General features: G+C 70.6%; 23 protein-coding genes. 19 read left to right on the top strand and 4 right to left on the bottom strand.

Going from position 1 to position 22,055, the window contains the following annotated elements:
* The first annotated feature begins 32 nt into the window (after window positions 1-32).
* The 4 genes from ACSDR0_RS03295 to ACSDR0_RS03280 all read left to right on the top strand — a co-directional run bounded on the left by ACSDR0_RS03295 (window position 33) and on the right by ACSDR0_RS03280 (window position 4,586).
* Window positions 33-1,073 (top strand): fatty acid desaturase family protein, encoded by a 1,041-nt coding sequence (locus tag ACSDR0_RS03295; protein ID WP_435287199.1) that lies wholly within the window; start codon window positions 33-35, stop codon window positions 1,071-1,073.
* Window positions 1,074-1,194: 121 nt separating this feature from the next.
* A complete protein-coding gene (locus ACSDR0_RS03290) occupies window positions 1,195-1,806 on the top strand; it encodes a hypothetical protein (RefSeq protein ID WP_435287198.1) in 612 nt (203 codons plus the stop codon).
* A 372-nt stretch (window positions 1,807-2,178) separates the two neighbouring features.
* A complete protein-coding gene (locus ACSDR0_RS03285; RefSeq protein ID WP_435287197.1) occupies window positions 2,179-2,745 on the top strand; it encodes a hypothetical protein in 567 nt (188 codons plus the stop codon).
* 98 nt (window positions 2,746-2,843) lie between these two features.
* The gene (locus tag ACSDR0_RS03280) at window positions 2,844-4,586 is read left to right on the top strand and encodes a proline--tRNA ligase (RefSeq protein WP_435287196.1); all 1,743 of its coding nucleotides are present in this window, start codon (window positions 2,844-2,846) and stop codon (window positions 4,584-4,586) included.
* Between the two features lie 100 nt (window positions 4,587-4,686).
* Here ACSDR0_RS03280 and ACSDR0_RS03275 read toward each other — a convergent pair whose 3' ends face one another.
* The 4 genes from ACSDR0_RS03275 to ACSDR0_RS03260 all read right to left on the bottom strand — a co-directional run bounded on the left by ACSDR0_RS03275 (window position 4,687) and on the right by ACSDR0_RS03260 (window position 6,318).
* Entirely contained in the window at window positions 4,687-4,896 is a 210-nt protein-coding gene (locus tag ACSDR0_RS03275; protein ID WP_435287195.1) for a DUF4236 domain-containing protein, read from the bottom strand.
* 83 nt (window positions 4,897-4,979) lie between these two features.
* Complete coding sequence (locus tag ACSDR0_RS03270) at window positions 4,980-5,177, bottom strand: DUF4236 domain-containing protein (protein WP_435287194.1); 198 nt, start codon at window positions 5,175-5,177, stop codon at window positions 4,980-4,982.
* A 191-nt stretch (window positions 5,178-5,368) separates the two neighbouring features.
* Window positions 5,369-5,836, bottom strand: a complete 468-nt coding sequence (locus ACSDR0_RS03265; RefSeq protein ID WP_435287193.1) for a ferritin-like domain-containing protein — start codon at window positions 5,834-5,836, stop codon at window positions 5,369-5,371.
* Window positions 5,833-6,318 (bottom strand): hypothetical protein, encoded by a 486-nt coding sequence (locus tag ACSDR0_RS03260; RefSeq protein ID WP_435287192.1) that lies wholly within the window; start codon window positions 6,316-6,318, stop codon window positions 5,833-5,835. Before ACSDR0_RS03260 ends, ACSDR0_RS03265 begins: the two co-directional genes overlap by 4 nt.
* Window positions 6,319-6,509: 191 nt before the next feature.
* On the opposite strand from ACSDR0_RS03260, the gene rimP reads away from it, so the two are divergent.
* From rimP to ACSDR0_RS03185, 15 genes are all read left to right on the top strand, one after another.
* Window positions 6,510-7,010 carry a ribosome maturation factor RimP gene (gene rimP / locus ACSDR0_RS03255; protein ID WP_435287191.1) on the top strand — a complete coding sequence of 167 codons (501 nt, stop codon included), beginning with the start codon at window positions 6,510-6,512 and terminating at the stop codon, window positions 7,008-7,010.
* A gap of 12 nt (window positions 7,011-7,022) precedes the next feature.
* Window positions 7,023-8,030 carry a transcription termination factor NusA gene (nusA, locus tag ACSDR0_RS03250; protein ID WP_435287190.1) on the top strand — a complete coding sequence of 336 codons (1,008 nt, stop codon included), beginning with the start codon at window positions 7,023-7,025 and terminating at the stop codon, window positions 8,028-8,030.
* Window positions 8,014-8,316: a YlxR family protein gene (locus ACSDR0_RS03245; RefSeq protein ID WP_435287189.1), complete on the top strand. Its 303-nt coding sequence runs from the start codon at window positions 8,014-8,016 to the stop codon at window positions 8,314-8,316. The genes nusA and ACSDR0_RS03245 overlap by 17 nt, the downstream gene beginning before the upstream one ends.
* A gap of 143 nt (window positions 8,317-8,459) precedes the next feature.
* Complete coding sequence (infB, locus tag ACSDR0_RS03240) at window positions 8,460-11,654, top strand: translation initiation factor IF-2 (protein WP_435287188.1); 3,195 nt, start codon at window positions 8,460-8,462, stop codon at window positions 11,652-11,654.
* A gap of 109 nt (window positions 11,655-11,763) precedes the next feature.
* Window positions 11,764-12,063 carry a DUF503 domain-containing protein gene (locus ACSDR0_RS03235; protein ID WP_329091737.1) on the top strand — a complete coding sequence of 100 codons (300 nt, stop codon included), beginning with the start codon at window positions 11,764-11,766 and terminating at the stop codon, window positions 12,061-12,063.
* Between the two features lie 68 nt (window positions 12,064-12,131).
* Window positions 12,132-12,620 (top strand): 30S ribosome-binding factor RbfA, encoded by a 489-nt coding sequence (gene rbfA, locus ACSDR0_RS03230; protein ID WP_435287187.1) that lies wholly within the window; start codon window positions 12,132-12,134, stop codon window positions 12,618-12,620.
* Window positions 12,620-13,615, top strand: coding sequence for a DHH family phosphoesterase (locus ACSDR0_RS03225; protein ID WP_435287291.1), 996 nt, complete (start codon window positions 12,620-12,622; stop codon window positions 13,613-13,615). The genes rbfA and ACSDR0_RS03225 overlap by 1 nt, the downstream gene beginning before the upstream one ends.
* 30 nt (window positions 13,616-13,645) lie before the next feature.
* Complete coding sequence (truB, locus tag ACSDR0_RS03220) at window positions 13,646-14,545, top strand: tRNA pseudouridine(55) synthase TruB (RefSeq protein WP_435287186.1); 900 nt, start codon at window positions 13,646-13,648, stop codon at window positions 14,543-14,545.
* A 162-nt stretch (window positions 14,546-14,707) separates the two neighbouring features.
* Entirely contained in the window at window positions 14,708-15,661 is a 954-nt protein-coding gene (locus ACSDR0_RS03215) for a bifunctional riboflavin kinase/FAD synthetase (RefSeq protein ID WP_435287185.1), read from the top strand.
* Between the two features lie 284 nt (window positions 15,662-15,945).
* Window positions 15,946-16,215, top strand: a complete 270-nt coding sequence (gene rpsO / locus ACSDR0_RS03210; RefSeq protein ID WP_389912439.1) for a 30S ribosomal protein S15 — start codon at window positions 15,946-15,948, stop codon at window positions 16,213-16,215.
* Between the two features lie 318 nt (window positions 16,216-16,533).
* Window positions 16,534-18,882, top strand: coding sequence for a polyribonucleotide nucleotidyltransferase (locus ACSDR0_RS03205; RefSeq protein WP_435287184.1), 2,349 nt, complete (start codon window positions 16,534-16,536; stop codon window positions 18,880-18,882).
* Entirely contained in the window at window positions 18,882-20,195 is a 1,314-nt protein-coding gene (locus tag ACSDR0_RS03200; RefSeq protein WP_435287290.1) for a M16 family metallopeptidase, read from the top strand. Before ACSDR0_RS03205 ends, ACSDR0_RS03200 begins: the two co-directional genes overlap by 1 nt.
* A 93-nt stretch (window positions 20,196-20,288) precedes the next feature.
* Window positions 20,289-21,026 carry a 4-hydroxy-tetrahydrodipicolinate reductase gene (gene dapB / locus ACSDR0_RS03195; protein WP_435287183.1) on the top strand — a complete coding sequence of 246 codons (738 nt, stop codon included), beginning with the start codon at window positions 20,289-20,291 and terminating at the stop codon, window positions 21,024-21,026.
* Between the two features lie 191 nt (window positions 21,027-21,217).
* Complete coding sequence (locus tag ACSDR0_RS03190) at window positions 21,218-21,394, top strand: hypothetical protein (RefSeq protein WP_435287182.1); 177 nt, start codon at window positions 21,218-21,220, stop codon at window positions 21,392-21,394.
* Window positions 21,363-21,872 (top strand): GNAT family N-acetyltransferase, encoded by a 510-nt coding sequence (locus ACSDR0_RS03185; protein ID WP_435287181.1) that lies wholly within the window; start codon window positions 21,363-21,365, stop codon window positions 21,870-21,872. The genes ACSDR0_RS03190 and ACSDR0_RS03185 overlap by 32 nt, the downstream gene beginning before the upstream one ends.
* The last annotated feature ends 183 nt before the right edge of the window (window positions 21,873-22,055 follow it).

Below are 22,055 nucleotides of genomic sequence, written 5' to 3'. Positions count from 1 at the left end.
GGCCCTCTGATCGATTCTTGGAGATGGACCTGATGACTGACGTAACCGAGACACCGGTCCCGGGGCCGGTGCTGCTCTACAGGAGAAGCGCGGTCGGCCGGCGCGACGAGTGGATCTTCTGGGGCAAGCTGGCCCTGCTGGCCGCCCTGACCGCGTTCGGGGCCTGGCTGGCGCTCTCGGCCCACCCGCTCGCGGCGGTGGCCGGGATCGTGCTGCTGGGCGCCATGTTCACCCACGCGGTCGAGTTGCAGCACCAGTGCCTGCACCACGCGGCCTTTCGCGGCGCGCGCCTGCACCGGATCGTCGGGGTGCCGCTGGGGTTCCCGCTGCTGGTGGTCTACAGCCACTACCGGATCAGGCACCTGCAGCACCACCGCGCCCTGGGAACGCCGGGGGACACCGAGTTCTTCGGCTTCGACACCCGGGCACCGCTGACCCCGGCCGTGCTGCTGCGGGGGGCGTTCGACTACCGGCGGATCGCCGACGTGCTCGGTGACTGCGTCCGCAGCGCGAGCGGCAGGTGGCAGTACGCCTTCGGCTCGATCGCGCCCCGGATGCGCCGCCGTATCGTGGCCGAGCACGTGGGGCTGGGCCTGCTCGTGCTCGCGGCCGTGGCCCTGGCGGCGAGCGGCCACGCCGGGATCGTGGCACGGCTGTGGCTGCTGCCGCTGCTGCTGGTCGCGGTGCCGCTGCACTTCCTGGTCGAGCTTCCCGAGCACGTGCTGTGCGACAACGACACCACCGACGTGCTCCGCAACACCCGGTCGATCACCGGAGGCTGGTTCAGCACCTGGTACACCAACGGCAACAACCTGCACATCGAGCACCACGCTGCGATGAACGTGCCGCTCCACCGGCTGCGCGAGCGGCACCCGGAGGTCCAGCGGTACGGGGCGTTCGTGCAGCGCGGCTACGCCGACTTCTTCCGCGCCGTGCTCGCCGAGGCCCGGCGCAACGCCGCCACGCCGGTGAAGGCCCGGCGCGACGCCGTGCCCGCCGAGGCCCGGCGTGACGTCCGGCTCCACGACCGCGAGGCGGTGGTCTCGGCCCCGGACCGGACGAGCTCCTCTTGACGGTTCCCGCCGTCTCCCCGGCCCCCGCGCCGGCGCCGGCCGGTGCGGGGGCCCGGGGCGTACGGTCAGGTACCGAATCAGCACTTGCGAGGACAAGCCTGGCGGATCACAGTGGGTTCTCGTGAGTTCAGGAGCGGAGAAACGCCGCAAAGCAAATGCCCGGCGTGCGAAGGACAGCCCGCTTCAGGACACGAGAGGACCGCACGGAACAGGACACACTCCCGGCTCCTCCGCCTTTCCCGTTTTCTCCGCCTCTCCCGGCACCCCGGACGTCTCAGGCTCCCCCGGCGTTCCCGGTGTCCCCGGTGTCTCCGAGGAGGGCCGGTCCTCCTGCGGGCTCAGGTACGAGGCGTTCGGGCGGGTGATGGCCGCGCTGGCGGGCGAGTCGGAGCTCATGGAGTCCTGCCGCGACCTGACCTGGTGGCGCGGGCCCGGCCACGGCTGGCACATCGAGTGGCGCGACGGCCCCGGCGCGGCCGACATCGCCGCCGTACTGGACAGGCACGTCCGCGACCCCGGCTGTCCGGGCGCCCCGGTCGCCCGCTCGGGCCCCGCCACGGCCGGTGAGGCCACCCTGGAGGTGATGGGCGTCCCGTTCGTCCTGCGCGCCGTCGATCCCGTGCGCCGCGAGCGTTTCCACGGCAGGGCCGGTCTGCGCCGCCTCGGCGAGGCGCTCGACACCACTCGCAGAACCACCTCCCGCCACCCCTGGGAGATCCTTCTCGGCGGCTGACGCCCCGGAGCGGCCGAGCCGGTGCCGCTCCCTCGCGCGGGCACCCGCCCCGGGCGTCCGGGGCGGTGAACCGCCCCCGATATCGGAGGGCGCCCGGAATGCCGGGAGAGAAAGGATCGGGCGGTGTCGCCGGGCTCCGGCCGCCGCTCGGGAAAGGGCATGGCAATGCCCGGGGAAAGGCCCGTGACAACAGATTGACCAAGCGCTCGTTTACTTTACGGAACTTGACGCGTTCGAGGAGTTATCCCTGGTCAGATACACTGCTGACAGCCACTAGCAAGTGTGATCGGGGGATCGGTGGCTTTGGTAGAACGTAATTACACGCTTGACTTCGTCGCGAGAGACCGCCGGGATCGCGCCATTCTCCGGCACATGGTCCTCTCGCTTTTCGTGGGGATGCTGCTCGGCGGTGTCGGAGCGCTGCTGGCCTACGGGCCCGCGCTGTTGTACGCGCTCTACAACCCGTACGCGTATCTCCTCCTCGTCGTCGTCACGGGACGGACCGCGGCGAGCTTCGGCTGGGCGGTGCTCTCCAGCGTGCTGGCCGCGTTCGGGCCGATACTCTCGATGCTCGTCGCCACGATCTTCGCGTCGAACGCCTGGCGCATCAGCCTCGGCGACGACGGCGCCTCGATGAACCTCATGATCGCGAACCTCGTCGCGATCGGCATCCTGTCCTACCTCGCCAAACGCTTCGACCGCTGGGGAGACGTCGCGGCCGGCAGCGCGGCCGGGCTGGCCCTGTTCGACGGGATCGACAAGGCGATGCCCGGCGGGCCCGAGCACGTCCCCGGTTTCTGGCCGTGGGGCGTCGCGGTGGTGGTCGCGATCACGCTGGGAATGCTGATCTCGCTGGGACGCGGATGCGACCGGGCCTGCTCCGCGCTGATCGCCCTGATCCTCGGGGCCTCCTACTTCGTCTTCCTCACAGGGCTCTGAGGCCCCGCCGCCGGGCCCGGAAGCGGTCGACGGCAGCCAATCGGCTTGCGAGACTCGATAGCCTGTAGAACACCGAACCTCGCTAACTAGGAGTAGCCGTGCTGCTGCGCATGTCGTCGCTGTTTCTTCGAACGCTGAGGGACGACCCGGCAGATGCGGAAGTCCCGAGCCACAAGCTGCTCGTCCGCGCCGGTTACGTCCGCCGCGTCGCACCCGGCGTCTACTCCTGGCTGCCGCTCGGCAAGACGGTCCTGGAGAACGTCACGCGCGTCGTGCGCGAGGAGATGAACCGGATGGGCGGTCAGGAGGTGCTCTTCCCCGCCCTGCTGCCCCGCGAATACTACGAGGCGACCGGCCGCTGGACCGAGTACGGCGACACGCTCTTCCGCCTCAAGGACCGCAAGGGGGCCGACTATCTCCTCGGGCCCACCCACGAGGAGATGTTCACCGACATGGTCAAGGGGGAGTACGCCTCCTACAAGGACTATCCGGTGACCCTCTACCAGATCCAGACCAAGTATCGCGACGAGGCCCGTCCCCGGGCCGGCATCCTGCGCGGGCGTGAGTTCGTCATGAAGGACTCCTACTCCTTCGACCTCGACGACGACGGCCTCAAGCGCTCCTACGAGCGCCACCGCGAGACCTACATCAAGACCTTCGACCGGCTCGGCATCGCCTACAAGATCTGCTTCGCCACGTCCGGGGCGATGGGCGGCTCGGCCTCGGAGGAGTTCCTCGCCCCGGCCGCCACCGGCGAGGACACCTTCGTGGCCTGCCACAACTGCGGCTACGCGGCCAACGCGGAGGCCGTCGTCACCACCGCGCCGGCCGCGATCACCGGTGAGCGCCCCGCCATGCGGGTGCTCGACACCCCCGACACCCCGACCATCGAGTCACTCGTCAACCACGTCAACGAGCACCACGGCCTCGGCGTCACCGCCGCCCAGACGCTCAAGAACATCGTGGTCAAGGTGACCGTCCCCGGTTCGGGCAAGACCGAGACCCTGATCGTCGGCGTGCCCGGAGACCGCGAGGTCGACTTCAAGCGGCTGGAGGCCTCCCTGGCCCCCGGCGAGCCCACCATCTTCGAGGCCGAGGACTTCGCCAGGCACCCCGGCCTGGTCCGCGGCTACATCGGCCCCCAGGTCCTCAAGGACCTCGGCATCCGCTATCTCGTTGACCCCCGCGTGGTCGACGGCACCGCCTGGGTGACCGGCGCCAACGAGCCCGGCAAGCACGCCGCGGACGTCGTCGCCGGCCGTGACTTCGTCGCCGACGGCACCATCGAGGCCGCCGAGGTCCGCGCGGGCGACGCCTGCCCGGTCTGCGGCTCCGGCCTGTCCATCGACCGCGGCATCGAGATCGGCCACATCTTCCAGCTCGGCCGCAAGTACGCCGACGCCGCCAAGCTCGACGCCCTCGGCCCCGACGGCAAGCCGATCCGCGTCACCATGGGCTCCTACGGCATCGGCGTCTCCCGGGCCGTGGCGGTGCTGGCCGAGCAGACGCACGACGAGCTCGGGCTGGTCTGGCCCCGCGAGGTCGCCCCCGCCGACGTCCACATCGTGGGCACCGGCAAGGACGGTCAGGTCGAGGCCGCCACCCGGATCGCCGAGGAGCTGGAGGGCCGCGGGCTGCGCGTCCTGGTGGACGACCGTCCGGGCGTCTCGCCGGGTGTGAAGTTCAAGGACGCCGAGCTGCTCGGCATGCCGACGATCCTGATCGTCGGCCGAGGTCTCGCCCAGGGCGTCGTGGAGCTGCGCGACCGCGCCACCGGCGCCAAGGAGGAGATCCCGCTCGCCGAGGCCGTCGACCGCGTCGTGGCGGCCTGCCAGGGGTGACCCCGGCCGCTTCCTGAAGGAGGCCTGCCACCCCGAACGCGTGAGAGCGGCCCACCCCTTCGAAGGGGTGGGCCGCTCCTTTTACGTGTGTGGCCCCGCGTCAGTAGTGGTGGTGACGGTGCCGGGAACTCCGGCCGATCGCCTTGCCCACGTGGAATCCGCCCGGCAGGTTGACGGTCACGTATTTGCGGCCGTCAGGAGTTCTGGTGACGTGGAATCTACGATTGCCGAAACTGTGGCCGACCCCCCTCGGAGACAGGTCGAATCTGAAGGGACCGACTTTGATCGACTTCCTGTATCCCCAGCCCATTGCCTTCTCCCCGGACTTCCGGAAACCTCGCGTCGTGTCATGAGAACGAGTGACGCCGGCGAACGGTTCCCGGGTAATGCCCATCAGCGGCGGTTGCCGTTACCGCTGAGCGTCTTGCGCCAGTGGAAGCCGCCGGGAAGGTTGATGCTCAGGGTGCGGCGCCCGTCGGCCGTCTTGGTGACCCTGAAGGCGCGGTTTCCCCAGCTGTGGCCCACTCCGCCCCGCGAAAGGTTAAGACGGAACGGACCGAACTTCATGGATTTCCGATATCCCCAGCCCATTACTTCCTCCTTAGGCGTATGTCGCGACATTCAGCTACCCGGCGGACGCGATGCAAACATGGCCGAAAGCGGGTTCGCGTCGTGGCCCGCGAATCCGGAGAGCTCTGCAGGACACGGATTTCCGCGCTGACCAGTGCGCCTCCCGCCTTTCCGCCGGGAGGGCGGTCACCCGTGAGAACGGGCGGGAAACGTCACTGGGACGTGGTCGCCGTGGGGGTGGCGGTGGGTTCGGGCGCCGTCCGGGGCGGCATGCCGGGAAAGGCCTCGATCTCGGGACGCAGGCTGTAGGAGCGGGTGACGCACTCCTGCATGACCAGCGCGCCGATCCTGCGCAGGTCGGTGTCCGCGGACGCCGCCAGCTCCAGGTAGGCGCCGGTCACCCCCCGCTCGACCAGCACGGCCAGCTCCACCGCCTGCGCCGCGCTGGACGGCATGACCGGGAGCTCGTAGACCGCCGCCGGCTCGGCGGGCGTGCCGCCCGCGGTGATGATCATCGTGCGGAGCTGGTCGCGGCGGGCCCGGTGGGCGTTGTAGGCCACCGTCATCGCCACGCGCAGCCTGCCCGTGGTCCTGGCCCCGAGGACCCCGTACGCGTACACGGCGGCGTGCTCGGCCGCCAGCGCCGTGGCGAGCCCCCGGTCGGCCGCGGCGCCTCTCACAACGACCTCGACAGGGCCAGGGCGTGCGCGGCCTCGCAGGCGCCGATGGACGCGAGCAGCTGGGCCAGCGGGGGCGACACGCCCTCGATCTGGCGGGTGCGCAGCGCCGCGGCCTTGCGCTCCAGGTCCCGCAGGGCCCGTACCGACGTGGCGCCCTGAGCCGCGCTCCCGGACGGGGAGGGGGTGGGCGACGGCGCGGGGGTCGCGGCCGCGGACGCCGGGGCGGGCGGGAGGCGGCGGCGGAGCTCGGCCAGATGGGCCTCGTGCCGCTGCCTGAAGGGTTCGAGCCGGGCCGAGGCGGCCGCGTACAGGGCGACGGTCCGTTCCTTGCCCGCGATCAGCTCACGCAGGAGCAGGGTCTCGGGGTCGGGCGGCGCGGCCACGGGCGGCACCCGCTCCTCGGCGGCGCACCCCGCGACCGTCACGGCCGCCACCCCGAGAGCACCGCCCCGCAACAGGGCGCGCCGGGAGACGGAACGCACGACGACCTCCGGTTCTGTTTCGGCAGCTGACGCACTTAGCATCGTACGGGCTTGGAATAATGGCACTCACCTCGCTTCTCGGGCGGCTCCGCCACACCGAGTGGCGCTGTTTCTACGCCCTGGTGTGGATAGGCTGGTTAATCGCATGGGCGAGGTCCGCCCGGCTGAGATCGTGACAATGGGAGGTCGGCATGGGCAGCGCCACATCCCGCGACCGCCTGATAGAGCTTCTGGAACCTGTCGTCGGAGCCGAAGGGCTCGACTTGGAGGACGTCACGGTCACCCCCGCGGGCAAGCGGCGGCTGCTGCGTGTCGTGGTCGATCGTGACGGGGGCGTGAGCCTCGACGACGTCGCGGAGGTCAGCCACGCCGTCTCCGCGACGCTGGACGCCGACGAGGCGATGGGGGCCACCCCGTACGTGCTCGAGGTTTCCTCTCCGGGAGTCGACCGTCCCCTGACCGAGCCGCGCCACTGGCGCCGCGCGGTGAAGAGGCTGGTCAAGGCCGACCTGAAGGACGGCACCGCCGTGGAGGGCCGGATCGTCGCCACCGACGAGACCGGCGTGGAGCTGGACGTCGACGGCGCGCCGCGCCGCATCGACTATGAGGGCCTGACCCGAGGACGGGTGCAGGTGGAATTCCGCCGGCTCGACGACGCCGAAGACGACGGCGAAGACGGCGACGAGGGCTAAGGGGGAAGCCTCGTGGACATTGACATGAGCGTCCTGCGCAGCCTGGAGCGGGAGAAGGACATCTCCTTCGACCTGGTCGTCAAGGCGATCGAGGACGCGCTGCTGATCGCGTATTTCCGAAGCGAGGGCGCGGCGGCCAAGGCGCGCGCCGAGCTCGACCGCAAGTCCGGGCACGTGACGATCTTCGCCGCCGAGCTCGACGACGAGAGCGGGGAGGTGCTCAGGGAGTTCGACGACACCCCGGGCAACTTCAGCCGCATCGCCGCGACCACGGCCAAGCAGGTCATCCTGCAACAGCTCCGCGACGCCGAGGACGAGATCAACTTCGGTGAGTTCGCCAGCCGCGAGGGCGAGCTGGTGGCGGGAGTCATCCAGCAGGGCAAGGACCCGAGGGTCGTCCTGGTCGACCTGGGCAAGATCGAGGCGGTGCTGCCGCACAGCGAGCAGGTCCCGGGCGAGGAGTACGTCCACGGCGACCGCATCCGCTGCTACGTGGTGCAGGTCAAGAAGGGCCACAAGGGCCCCTCGGTGACCCTGTCGCGCACCCACCCCGGCCTGGTGAAGAAGCTCTTCGCGCTGGAGGTGCCCGAGATCGCCGACGGCACGGTCGAGATCGCCGCCGTCGCCCGCGAGGCCGGTCACCGCACCAAGCTCGCGGTCAGGTCGCGGCGCCCGGGGGTGAACGCCAAGGGCGCCTGCATCGGCCCGATGGGCTCACGGGTACGCAACGTGATGACGGAGCTGCACGGCGAGAAGATCGACATCATCGACTGGTCGGAGGACCCCGCGGACTTCGTGGGGAATGCGCTGTCCCCGGCCCGCGTTTCCCACGTAGAGGTGATCGACTTCGACGGCCGCGCGGCGCGCGTGACCGTGCCGGACTACCAGCTCTCCCTCGCCATCGGCAAGGAGGGCCAGAACGCCCGGCTGGCCGCCCGCCTCACCGGCTGGCGGATCGACATCCGTCCCGACACCCAGCCGGGGGACGCGGCCGGTTCCGCAGATGCGTCCACACGGTAAGCTGGAATATGGTGGCCAGGCTGCCCCACTGAGAACATGTGTGGGGTGCCGGGTTCGCACGGTTTCCTCCGAGCTGCTCCGCCTGGTGGTGGTCGAGGGCGTTATCGTCCCTGACCTGCGAAGACGACTCCGTGGGCGTGGTGCTTCACTGCATCCCACCCTGAGCTGTCTCGAACTCGCAGAGCGTCGCCGAGCGTTTCCGCGTGCTTTTCGCGTCGCGGAAACACTCGACCTGTCGCGGCTGCGCGGCCACCTGGAAGAGCAACAGGCTGAAAGGATCGGGTGAAATGGTTACCGACTGTCATGTAGGACGCCGATTTGATGGGCTGGTCAGATAGCTATGAGCGCCTGATGAGCATGCGGCGATGAGTACGTCAACGTAACGACGGTCCGGCGGCACCGCCTCCCGGGCCGAGACAAGGGAGTGCAGTGGCGAAGGTCCGCGTATACGAGCTCGCCAAGGAGTTCGGTGTGGAGAGCAAGGTCGTTATGGCCAAGCTCCAGGAGATGGGCGAGTTCGTGCGTTCGGCGTCCTCGACTATCGAAGCACCGGTAGTCCGCAGGCTCACGGAAGCTTTGGGCGGCCCCAGTAAGGGCTCGTCCGACAGGGGCAGAGGCCCCAGGCCGCCTCAGGCGGCACCTCGGCCGGGTGACGGCCAGCCGAACGGCGCCCCCTCGGCGTCGACATCAACCCCCAAGCCGGGACCGGCCCCCAGGCCGGGTCCTCGTCCGGGGCCACAGGCTCGTCCCGCGGCCCCCGCGCCGCAGGCGGCTCCGCCTGTCGTTCCCCCGGCTCCGCCGGTCCAGCCCCCGCAGCCGCCGCGTCAGCAGCCGCCGCAGGTGCAGGCCCCGCGGTTCGAGGCACCCCGCACAGACAGCGGCCGCCCGGCGGCCGCGGGCCCTGGCCCCAAGCCGGGCCCCAGGCCCGCGCCGCGTCCGGGTCCCGCCCAGCGCCCCGAGGCGCGTCCCGAGGGCGGTCGTCCCGCGGGTGGCCCGGGTGGCCCGGGTGGTCCGGGTGGAGCGCCTTCGGGTGCCAGGCCCGGTGCCGGTGCCCCCGGCGCCGGTGCGCCCAAGCCCGGCCCGCGTCCGGGCCCGCGTGGCCCGCGCCCCGGCAACAACCCGTTCTCGTCCAACGCCAGCGGCATGGGCCAGGCCCGTCCGCCGCGCGCCGGCGGCCCGGGTGGTCCCGGTGGACCCGGCCGTGACGGCGGCCCCGGCGACAGAGGACCGCGTCCCGGCCCCCGCGAGGACCGCGGTCCTCGCCAGGACCGCGACAACGCCGGTCCCCGTCCGCCCGGCGCCCGTTCCGGCCCGCCCGGATCCGGTGGCCCGCGTCCGGGGCCCGGTGCCGGTGGTCCGAGGCCCGGTGGCGGCGCGGGTGGCCCCGGTGGCCCGCGTCCCGGTGGTCCCCGTCCCAGCCCGATGATGATGCCCCAGGGCCGGCCCGCCGGTCCCGGTGGCGGCGGTGGCGGCGCAGGCCGTCCCGGCGGCGGTGCGGGTGCCGGTCGTCCCGGTGGTGGCGGCGCAGGCCGTCCCGGTGGTGGCGGCGGTCGTCCCGGTGGTGGCGGCGGTTTCGCCGGCCGTCCGGGTGGCGGTGGCGGCGCAGGCCGTCCCGGCACCGGAACCGGTGGTCCCGGTGGTGGCGGCGGCGGTTTCGCCGGCCGTCCCGGCGGCGGTGGCCGTGGTCGCGGTGGAGGCACCGCGGGCGCGTTCGGCCGTCCCGGAGGACGCCCGACCCGCGGTCGCAAGTCCAAGCGCCAGCGGCGTCAAGAGTTCGACAACATGCAGGCCCCGGCGATCGGCGGCGTGCAGGCCCCTCGCGGCAACGGGCAGACGATCCGCCTGTCGCGCGGCGCCTCCCTGTCGGACTTCGCCGACAAGATCGGCGCGATCCCGGCGTCCCTGGTGCAGATCATGCTGCACCTGGGCGAGATGGTGACCGCCACGCAGTCGGTCAACGAGGAGACGCTCCAGCTTCTGGCCGCCGAGCTCGACTACAACCTGCTTGTGGTCAGCCCGGAGGAGGAGGACCGCGAGCTCCTGGAGACCTTCGACATCGAGTTCGGCGAGGACGAGGGCGACGAGTCCGACCTGGTCGCGCGCCCGCCGGTGGTGACCGTCATGGGTCACGTCGACCACGGTAAGACCAAGCTGCTCGACGCCATCCGCAACACCAACGAGGTGGCGCGGGAGGCCGGTGGCATCACCCAGCACATCGGTGCCTACCAGATCGCCACCGTGCACGAGGGCGAAGACCGGAAGATCACCTTCATCGACACCCCGGGTCACGAGGCGTTCACCGCCATGCGTGCCCGAGGCGCCAAGGTGACCGACATCGCCGTCCTGGTCGTCGCAGCCGACGACGGCGTGAAGCCGCAGACCGTCGAGGCGCTCAACCACGCCCAGGCGGCCGACGTGCCGATCGTCGTCGCGGTCAACAAGGTCGACAAGGAGGGGGCGGACCCGGGCAAGGTGCGCGCCCAGCTCACCGAGTACGGTCTGGTCGCCGAGGAGTACGGCGGCACCACGATGTTCGTCGACATCTCCGCCAAGAACGGGATCGGCATCGAGCAGCTGCTCGAGGCCATCCTGCTCACCGCGGACGCCGAGCTCGACCTGCGGGCCAACGCCACGATGGACGCCCAGGGCGTCGCCATCGAGGCGCACCTCGACAAGGGCCGCGGCCCGGTCGCGACCGTGCTGGTCCAGCGCGGCACGCTCCGCGTCGGCGACTCGATCGTCTGTGGCGAGGCCTTCGGCCGCGTCCGGGCGATGCTCGACGACAAGGGCGAGGCGATCCCGGAGGCCGACCCGTCCCGTCCGGTGCAGGTCCTCGGTCTGACCGCGACGCCGGGTGCCGGTGACAACTTCATCGTCGTCACCGACGACCGGATGGCGCGCCAGATCGCCCAGCAGCGGGCCGCGCGCAAGCGCATCGCGGACATGGCCAAGTCCGGCCGTCGCCGCACCCTCGAAGAGCTCTTCAGCGAGATGGAGAAGGGCCAGGTCGACGAGCTCAAGCTCATCATCAAGGGCGACGTCTCCGGTTCCGTCGAGGCTCTGGAAGACGCGCTGCTCAAGATCGACGTCGGCGACGAGGTGCGCCTGCGGGTGCTCCACCGCGCCGTCGGTGCGATCACCGAGTACGACGTCAACCTGGCGGTCGCCGACGACAACGCCGTCATCATCGGCTTCAACGTGCGTCCCGAGGTCAGGGCGCGCGATCTGGCCGAGCGCGAGGGCGTCGACATCCGCTACTACTCGGTCATCTACCAGGCGATCGAGGAGATCGAGGCGGCCCTCAAGGGCATGCTCAAGCCGGAGTTCGAAGAGGTCCAGATGGGCACCGCCGAAGTCCGCGAGGTCTTCAAGGTGCCGAAGATCGGCAACATCGCCGGTGCTCTGGTCCGCTCGGGCACGATCGTCCGCAACAGCAAGGCCCGGATCATCCGCGGCGGGGTCGTCATCTCCGACAACCTCACCGTCTCCTCGCTGCGCCGTTTCAAGGACGACGCGACCGAGGTCCGCGAAGGGTTCGAGTGCGGCATCGGTGTCGGCTACAGCGACATCAAGATCGATGACGTCATCGAGACCTTCGAGATGCGGGAGAAGCCGCGAGCCTGATGCCTCGACAGGCAGAGGAACCGTTTCACCGGCCGCGCCCCTCGGGGGCGCGGCCGGTGGGCGGGGCCCGCGCCCGTGGCACGGCGACAACCGTGGCGAGTGACCCACTATGTATGTAGGTGCCCTGACATTGGACATCCTGCTCGGCGACGTCCACTCGCTGAAGCAGAAGCGCTCGGTGGTACGTCCCATCGTCGCCGAGGTACAGCGACGGTTCCCGGGTGTGGCCGTCGCGGAGACCGGCCATCTTGACCTGCATCGCCGTACCGAGATCGGGATCGCGGTCGTCTCCTCCACCGCCGCCAACTGCGGCGCGGTGCTCGACGACTGCGAGCGCCTGATCGCCTTCCACCCGGAGATCGAGCTGCTGTCCGCCAGACATCGGCTCTACAACGAGGACGAAGACTAGATACGGAGACGGCCGGTCGCGGTAGCACCCCTACCGCTACCGGCCATCCCCGTGAGAAGGGGGGAGCTATGGACGCCGCACGCGCGCGCAAGATCGCCGATCGGATCCAGCAGATCGTGGCGGAGATGCTGGAGCGCCGTATCAAGGACCCCAGGCTGGGGTTCGTGACCGTGACGGACACGCGCATCACCAACGACCTGGGCGAGGCCACGGTGTTCTACACCGTGTTCGGCTCCGAGGCGGAGCGGGCCGACTCCGCCGTGGCACTGGAGAGCGCCAAGGGGCTCATCCGCTCGGAGGTGGGCCGCCAGACGGGCCTGCGCCACACGCCGACGCTGACGTTCACCCACGACCCGCTCCCCGACACCGCCCGTCACCTGGAGGACCTGCTCGCCGAGGCGAAGGCCAGGGATGTGGAGATCGCCAAGCGGGCCGAGGGAGCCGCGCACGCCGGCGACGCCGACCCCTACCGCAAGCCCGAGGACAGGGAAGACGGCGACGGCTCCGGGGACGAGGAAGACGAATCCTCGGAACGCGCGGGACACTCCGCGACGTGATGCCCGACCTGCGCGACGACGGCCCGGTGTCCGGTCAAGACTGGGCCCGGGCCGTCGAGCTCATCTCCTCGGCGGACGAGATCGCGCTGGCCTGCCACGTCTCGCCCGACGGCGACGCGCTCGGCTCCATGCTGGGCGTCGGGCTCGCGCTGCGCGCGGCCGGCAAGCGGGTCACGGCCTCCTTCGGCGACCGGCGTTTCACGGTGCCCAGGCTGCTGCGCTTCCTGCCGGGGCAGGACCTGCTGGCCGACCCCGCGCACTATCCCGCCGCGCCCGAGGTGATGGTCACCTTCGACGTTCCCACCGTCGGGCGTCTCGGCGTGCTGACCGGCAACACGATCAAGGCGAACGAGCTGGTCGTGCTGGACCACCACCCGTCCAACACCGGGTTCGGCACCCTCAACCTGGTCGACCCCGGCGCCGCGGCCACCGCCGTGCTCGCCGAGGAGCTGCTCCACCGGCTCGGCCTGCCGGTCGACAGGGACATCGCGACCTGCCTGTACGTCGGGCTCGTCACCGACACCGGCTCCTTCAGGCACTCCTCCACCACCCCCGAGGCGCACGCCATGGCCGCCCGGCTGCTGGCCACCGGGATCAACCCCGAGAAGATCGCCCGCGAGCTGTGGGACCGCTCCCCGTTCGGCTACCTGAAGGTGCTCGGCGTCGTGCTCGACCGGGTGCGGCTGGAGCCCGAGGTGGGCGGCGGCCTGATCTGGACGTTCGTCACCCGCGCCGACCGCGCCGAGCACGGGCTGCCGTACGACGAGGTCGAGGGGATCATCGACGTGATCCGGCGCACCGACGAGGCGGATGTCGCCACGATCCTCAAGGAGGACGACGACGGCGTCTGGCAGGTCTCCATGCGCTCCAAGGGCGGGGTGGACGTCTCGCGCGTCAGCACCGCGCTGGGAGGCGGCGGGCATGCCAAGGCGGCGGGTTTCACCTCTCACCAGCCCGTCGAGGAGACGATCGCGAGTCTCCGGGCACTGCTGTAAAACCTTCCCGGCACGCCTGTAAGGACCAAAATGAGTACGGCTCGCGCCAAGCGCACCCCGCCGCCCAGCGGGCTGATCATCGTTGACAAGCCCGCCGAGTGGACCTCGCACGACGTCGTGGCCAAGCTCCGCGGCATCGCGGGCACCCGCAAGGTCGGCCACGCGGGCACCCTCGACCCGATGGCCACCGGAGTGCTGGTGGTCGGCGTCGAGAAGGCCACCCGCCTGCTGGGCCACCTGGCGCTCACCGAGAAGGGCTACGACGCCACGATCCGCCTCGGCCAGTCCACCAACACCGACGACGCCGAGGGCGAGATCCTCGCCACGGCGTCGGCGGCGCGGGTCGCCGAGGAGGACGTCAGAAAGGGCGTCGCCGCGCTGACCGGCCCGATCATGCAGATCCCGCCGCAGGTCAGCGCCATCAAGGTGAACGGCGAGCGGGCCTACAAGCGGGCCAGGGCGGGCGAGGAGGTCGAGCTCAAGCCTCGTCCGGTGACCGTGTCCGGCTTCGAGATCACCGCCGTACGCCGGCACGGTGACCTCGTCGACGTCGACGCCTCGGTGACCTGTTCCAGCGGCACCTACATCCGCGCGCTCGCCCGCGACCTGGGCGCGGGCCTGGGGGTCGGCGGGCACCTGACCGCCCTGCGCCGCACCCGGGTGGGCCCCTACGACCTGTCGGCGGCCCACACCCTGGAGCGGCTCGCCGCCGAGTGCGTGATCCTGCCGATGGCCGACGCGGTCGCGGCGGCCTTCCCGCGCCGGGACGTGACCGCCGAGGAGGCGGGTTCCGTCGCACACGGCGGGCGGCTGCCCGCGCTGGGCATGGGGAGCGGGCCGATCGGGGTGTTCGGCCCCGACGGCACCCTGGTGGCGCTGGTGGAGGAGCACGGCCAGATCGCCAAGTCCCTGGCGGTCTTCGTCCCCTGACGGTCTGTCTGTTATTTCCTGTCTGGTTCGTCCTTTAGGGTTCCTCCGAGACTCTTTCGAGGTCAGGGGCATGTCGAGGTCAAGGGGCTCCCCGATTGGGGAGAAGGACCGGGAGCATGGCAGGCTTTAGGAGTTCATCCGCTACGAGGGGAAGAGGCTGCGGTGCGAGGCTGGCACGGATTGGACGACGTGCCCGAAGACTGGGGCAGGTCCGTCGTCACGATCGGCGTCTTCGACGGAGTTCACCGAGGGCACCGGCAGATGGTGGCCCGCGCCGTCGCGATGGCCGCGCGTCTTGAGGTTCCCTCGGTGGTGGTGACTTTCGACCCGCATCCGGAGGAGGTGGTGCGGCCCGGCACGCACCCTCCGAGGCTGACGACGGCCAGGCACCGCACCGAGCTTCTCGCGGGTCTGGGCGTCGACGCGGTGTGCGTCCTGCCGTTCACGCTGGAGTTCTCCCGGATGAGCCCGGACGAGTTCGTGCAGACCGTGCTCGTCGACCGGTTGCACGCCGCAGGGGTCGTGGTGGGGGAGAACTTCCGCTTCGGCCACAAGGCCTCCGGTGACGTGGAGACGCTGCGCACCCTCGGGGAGAAGTACGATTTCGTGGCCGAGGCGGTCCCGCTGGTCAGCGACGGGGATACGATCTCCTCCACCCTGATCCGCGAGCAGATCGCCTCCGGCGACATGGAGGCGGTCACGCAGACGCTCGGCCGCCCGCACCGGGTCGAGGGCGTGGTCGTCCGCGGTTACCAGCGCGGCCGGCAGCTCGGTTTCCCGACGGCCAACCTGGAGTCGCCGGAGTTCACCGCCATTCCCGCCGACGGCGTCTACGCCGGCTGGCTGCAGGGGGTCGCGACCGGCAACCTGCCCGCCGTGTACGGCGGGGAGCGCTGGCCCGCGGCGATCTCCGTGGGCACCAACCCGACCTTCGAGGGCGTGCCCCGCACCGTCGAGGCGTACGCCCTCGACCGCGACGACCTCGACCTCTACGGCGCGCACGTGGCCGTCGACTTCGGGCCGAGGCTGCGCGGCAACACCAGGTTCGACTCGATCGAGGCGCTCGTCGCGCAGATCCACGCCGACGTCGACGAGGTGCGGCGCCTGACGAGCTGACCGGTTCCGGGGCCGGGGTGATCCCGTGTGGCCCCTGTGCCTCGTTGTTCCCACCCCACGTGACCCTCAGGGCCCGGATCCCCGGTTTCGCAGGGGTTTTCGGGCGGAGCTCGCCGGGCTCTCGTACGATGTGCGGGGGCGCCGAAGCCGGTGGTAACCTGGCATGTCAGCTCTGTAACCGGTGTCCATTGGTCCCGGTGCTGGCCTCGCCACGGCGACTGTAGGCACGCACGGTCGTTCGGGGAGCCGGAATTGCGCGTGCCCGCAGAGGTTCAAGGAGAAAAGTGTCGCTCGACACCGCAGCAAAGAAGCAGATCATCGGTGACTACGCCAAGGGTGAGACCGACACCGGTTCCCCCGAGGTGCAGATCGCGCTGCTGAGCAAGCGCATCAGCGAGCTCACCGAGCACCTGAAGGTGCACAAGCACGACCACCACAGCCGTCGTGGCCTGCTGCTGCTCGTCGGCCGCCGTCGCCGGCTGCTGAAGTACCTGCAGAGCAAGGACATCACGCGTTACCGCTCGCTCATCGAGCGCCTCGGCCTGCGCCGATAGTGTTGTGAGGGAGTGGCGTTCGCGCCGCTCCCTCATCTCATATGGGACGGTGTCGGCGCGTCGCGCCACGAAGACGCCGTCCCAGTGAGCAAACTGAATAGCCGAGACAGTGCCCCGCGTCCGCAAGCAAGCGCGCCCCACGGCGTCGGAGGGCCGGTCCTCGGTAGTGGCCCCCGGTCATCATGGCATAGACCATACGGAACCGGGCGCTTCGATCGAAGACCGGCGCTGCACCTACGGGGAGCCGGCAACACGACGAACCAGGCGCGACACGTGCGTCTGGCCGGACGCGGGCGACCGACCACAAGGAGGTCCCCCGTGGAGGGTGTCCACAGCAGCGAAGCCGTTATCGACAACGGCTCATTCGGCACACGTACCATCCGGTTCGAGACCGGGCGGCTCGCGCGCCAGGCGGCGGGTTCCGCCGTCGTTTACCTCGACGACGACACGATGGTCCTTTCCGCGACCACCGCGTCCAAGAACCCCAAGGAAAACCTCGACTTCTTCCCCCTCACGGTGGACGTCGAGGAGCGAATGTACGCCGCGGGCCGCATTCCCGGCTCGTTCTTCCGGCGTGAGGGCCGTCCCTCCGAGGACGCCATCCTCACCTGCCGCCTGATCGACCGGCCGCTGCGTCCCTCGTTCGTCAAGGGCCTGCGCAACGAGATCCAGGTGGTCGCCACCGTCATGGCGCTCCACCCCGAGCACCTGTACGACGTCGTGGCGATCAACGCCGCGTCCCTCTCCACCCAGCTCGCCGGGCTGCCGTTCTCCGGCCCGATCGGCGGCGTCCGCGTCGCGCTGATCGAAGGCCAGTGGATCGCCTTCCCGACCAACACCGAGCTGGCCAGCGCCACCTTCGACATGGTGGTCGCGGGCCGCGTCCTGGACGACGGCGACGTCGCGATCATGATGGTCGAGGCCGAGTCCACCCGCGACACGCTCAAGCTGGTCGCCGAGGGTGCCGTGGCGCCGACCGAGGAGACCGTGGCCCAGGGCCTCGAGGCCTCCAAGCCGTTCATCAAGGTGCTGTGCGAGGCACAGACCAAGATCGCGAAGGTCGCCGCCAAGGAGACCGCCGAGTACCCGCTGTTCCTCGACTACCAGGACGACGTCCTGGAGGCCGTGACCGGCGCGGTGCGGAGCGAGCTCGCCGCCGCGCTGACCATCGCCGGCAAGCAGGAGCGCGAGAGCGAGCTCGACCGGGTCAAGGCCCTGGTGCTGGAGAAGGTCGGCCCCGACTTCGAGGGCCGCGAGAAGGAGATCGGCGCCGCGTTCCGGTCGCTGACCAAGAAGCTCATGCGCGAGCGGGTCATCGCCGAGGGCGTCCGCATCGACGGCCGCGGCGTCAAGGACATCCGGCAGCTCAGCGCCGAGGTCCACATCGTGCCCCGCGTGCACGGCTCGGCCCTGTTCGAGCGCGGCGAGACCCAGATCCTGGGCATCACCACGCTCAACATGCTCCGCATGGAGCAGATGATCGACACGCTCAACCCCGAGCGCACCAAGCGCTACATGCACAACTACAACTTCCCGCCCTACTCCACCGGTGAGACCGGCCGGGTGGGCTCGCCCAAGCGGCGCGAGATCGGCCACGGCGCGCTCGCCGAGCGGGCGCTCCTGCCGGTGCTGCCGCTGCGCGAGGAGTTCCCGTACGCGATCCGCCAGGTCTCCGAGGCGCTGAGCTCCAACGGCTCGACCTCCATGGGCTCGGTGTGCGCCTCGACGATGGCGCTGCTCGACGCGGGTGTCCCGCTGAAGGGCATCGTCGCGGGCATCGCGATGGGCCTCATCAACGAGGGCGACCAGTACGTCACGCTGACCGACATCCTCGGTGCCGAGGACGCCATGGGCGACATGGACTTCAAGGTCGCCGGCACCAAGGACGTCATCACCGCCCTCCAGCTCGACACCAAGCTCGACGGCATTCCCGCCTCCGTGCTGGCCGCCGCGCTGAAGCAGGCCAAGGGCGCCCGCCTCGCGATCATCGACGTGATGCAGGAGGCCATCGACTCCCCGGCGGAGATGAACGCGACGGCCCCGCGCATCATCACGATCAAGATCCCGGTGGACAAGATCGGAGAGGTCATCGGCCCGAAGGGCAAGATGATCAACCAGATCCAGGACGACACCGGCGCCGAGATCACCCTGGAAGACGACGGAACCATCTACATCGGCGCCACCGACGGCCCGTCCGCCGAGGCGGCCAGGTCGGCGATCAACGCCATCGCGAACCCGCACATGCCGGAGGTCGGCGAGCGCTATCTGGGCACGGTCGTCAAGATCGCGGCCTTCGGCGCCTTCATCTCCCTCATGCCGGGCAAGGACGGCCTCCTGCACGTCTCCCAGATCCGCAAGCTGCACGGCGGCAAGCGCATCGAGAACGTCGAGGACGTCATGAACGTCGGCGAGAAGGTCCAGGTGGAGATCGCCGAGATCGACTCGCGCGGCAAGCTCTCCCTGGTGCCCGTCGAGGTCATCGAGAAGGAGGCCGCGGCCAAGGCCGAGTCCGGCGACACCGAGACGTCGGCGGCCCCGGTGGCCGAGGCGCCCGCCGCCGACGACAAGCCCCGTGAGGAGCGGCCCCGCCGCACCCGTACCCGCAGCAGCAGCAACGGCGGCGGCGGTAACCGCGGGGGCGGCGGAGGGGAAGACCGCAACTCGTGATCACCACCACTCTGCACCCCGGCAAGGACGGCGCCGGGGTCGTGAAGCGCACCGTCCTTCCCGGTGGGCTCCGGGTGGTGACCGAGTCCATGCCGACCGTGCGTTCCGTCGCGGTCGGCATGTGGGTCGGCATCGGATCGAGAGACGAGTCCCCCCAGAACATGGGGTCCTCCCACTTCCTTGAGCACCTGCTGTTCAAGGGCACCCCCACACGGGACGCCCTGGAGATCTCCGCGGCCATCGAGGGCATCGGCGGTGAGATCAACGCCTTCACCGCCAAGGAGTACACCTGCTACTACGCGCGGGTCCTCGACGAGGACCTGCAGGTGGCGATCGACGTGCTCGCCGACGTGGTGACCTCCTCGCTCATCACCGAAGAGGACGTCGAGGCCGAGCGTGGCGTGATCCTGGAGGAGATCGCCATGCACGACGACGATCCCTCGGACGTGGTGCACGAGCAGTTCTCCGCCGAGCTGTACGGTGACACGCCGGTCGGCAGGCCGATCCTCGGCACGGTCGACTCGATCACCGCGGTCACCCGCGACCGGATCGCCGAGTACTACCGGCGTTACTACCTGCCCACCCACACCGTGGTGTCGGTGGCGGGCAACATCGACCACGAGCGGGTCGTGGCGCTGGTCGCCGCCGCCTACGAGCGGGCCGGGGCCCTGGGCGGGGACGCCTCGCCGGTGCCCCCGCGCGTGTCGGGGCCCGGCGTCGAGGTCCGCTCCGGCACGCGGGTGGTGCACCGGCCGACCGAGCAGGCCAACCTGGTCCTCGGCACGACCGCGCTGACCCGCACCGACGAGCGCCGCTTCGCGCTCGGCGTGCTCAACGCGGCGCTGGGCGGTGGCATGTCCTCGCGGCTGTTCCAGGAGATCAGGGAGAAGAGGGGCCTCGCCTACTCGGCCTACTCCTACACCTCCGCCCTCGCCGACACCGGCCAGTTCGGCATCTACGTCGGCTGCCTGCCGTCGAAGATCGACGACGTGCTGAAGATCTGCCGCGAGGAGGTGCTCCGCGTGGTCTCCGACGGCATCACCGAGGAGGAGATCGTCCGCGGTAAGGGCCAGATGCGCGGCGGCCTCGTGCTCGGCCTGGAGGACACCGGCTCCCGGATGTCCAGGATCGGCAAGGGCGAGCTGGTCTTCGACGAGCTGCTCTCTGTCGACGACCTGCTCGGCAGGATCGACGCGGTGACCCCGGAGCAGATCGCCGAGGTCGCCCAGGACGTCCTCACCCGCCCGATGTCCCTCGCGGTCATCGGCCCCTACGAGGAGGACAGGGACTTCAGCGCGGTCATCACCGGCTGACGGTCCTTTCCGCCTCCCACGTACGAGCGGCCCCGGCGTTTCCACGCCGGGGCCGTCCGTTGTCCCGAGGTCCTTCGGTATAGCCTTGGGCCCGTGATCAGGGTTGGAGTTCTCGGCGCCCGAGGGCGCGTCGGTGTCGAAGTGTGCAGGGCCGTCGAGGCGGCGGACGATCTGGAGCTGGTCGCGGCCGTCGACCAGGGCAACCCGATCGAGGAGCTGGAAGGCGCCGAGGTGGTGGTCGACTTCACCCACCCCGACGTCGTCATGAAGAACCTCGAATGGTGTGTCACCCACGGCATCCACCCGGTGGTCGGCACCACCGGCTTCGACGCCGGGCGGCTGGCGACGGTCAGGGGCTGGCTCGACGCCAACCCCGGCGTCAACGCGCTGATCGCCCCCAACTTCGGCATCGCGGCCGTGCTCATGATGCACTTCGCCCAGCAGGCCGCCCGCTACTTCGAGTCGGCCGAGATCGTCGAGCTGCACCACCCCCACAAGGCCGACGCGCCCTCGGGCACCGCCCGCCGCACGGCCGAGCTGATCGCCGAGGCCCGGCGCAAGGCGGGGGCGGCGCCGATGCCCGACGCCACCAGCACGGAGCTCGACGGGGCGCGCGGCGCCAACATCGACGGGGTCCGCGTGCACGCGGTACGGCTGGCGGGGCTCATCGCCCACCAGGAGGTCATCCTGGGCGGCGACGGCGAGATCCTCACCATCCGCCACGACACCACGAACCGCTCGTCGTTCACCCCGGGCGTGCTCCTGGGCGTGCGCCGGGTCCGCGAGCTCCCCGGCCTGACCGTCGGCCTGGAGCGTCTTCTCGACCTCTGACGCGGTGACCGCGTACGTCTGCGGTGACCACGTACGCCCGCCGGGTTCGGCGACTCGTGACTTCAGGTGGCGGCTTCGGCAAGGCGGCGACCGAGAATCCGGTCATGCTTCATGGTCACCGCACCGGCGGGTGATCCCACCGGTCTCGCCGTCTCCGGAACCCCGGCCCCTGCGCCGCTCGTTGCTCAACCATGACGCCTCCCGAGCTCGCCTGCCCGCTCTGTCAAGGCACCCGGTTCCAGATGGAGGAGGGCAGGCTCGACAGCCGCTGGGGTATCACCTCACACCGGGTAACCCTGATGATCTGCGAGCGATGCCGCTATATCCTCCAGTTCTATGACAAGCACTCGATCTTCGACTTCGACTGAGGTCCGCTGGGCTCGGCCGGAGGAGCTCGCCGGGCTGGTGGCGGTGGAGCTGGCGGCCGACGGGGTCTTCGCCCAGGTCGGGATCACCTTCCCGCCGGGGACCACGATGATCGAGGAGACCGACGACCCCTCCCGGGTGCTCGTGGCGGGCGACCCGCCGGTCGGGTTCGCCCTGTTCGGCGAGGTCGACGGGCAGCTCCACCTCGACCAGCTCGCCGTCCACCCCGACCACGGGCGCAGGGGTGCCGGCGGGAGCCTGGTGGAGGCCGTCTGCGAGCACGCGGCCGCGGCCGGCTTCGCCGCCGTGACGCTGACGACCTACCGCGACGTCTCCTGGAACGCGCCCTGGTACGCCCGGCGCGGCTTCTCCGTGCTCGACCCCGCGGAGTGGGGTCCGGAGATGGCCGAGCTGGTGCGCCACGAGCGGGAGCTGGGCATCGAGATCGCCCCCCGCGTCGTGATGCGCCGCCTCCTGTGAGGGGGCCGGTTCGGCGGACCGGGGAGCCGGGGTCTCGGTGGCAGTCGCCGAAAATCCAACGGATGTGCTCTTTACCTGCTCTGACGTGAGGGCGCCGCAGGGCTGGCCCCGCCCGGCTCCGACGAGCTCGGCGTGCCCGCGCTGGGGGCGCGCGGCCGCCTGCGCCATCACCGGCCTGACCAC

The sequence above is a fragment of the Streptosporangium sp. G11 genome, from assembly GCF_051192615.1.
Taxonomy (GTDB): domain Bacteria; phylum Actinomycetota; class Actinomycetes; order Streptosporangiales; family Streptosporangiaceae; genus Streptosporangium.
The sequence above is the reverse complement of the archived record's forward strand: the minus strand, read 5'-3'. Positions and strand labels throughout refer to the sequence as shown.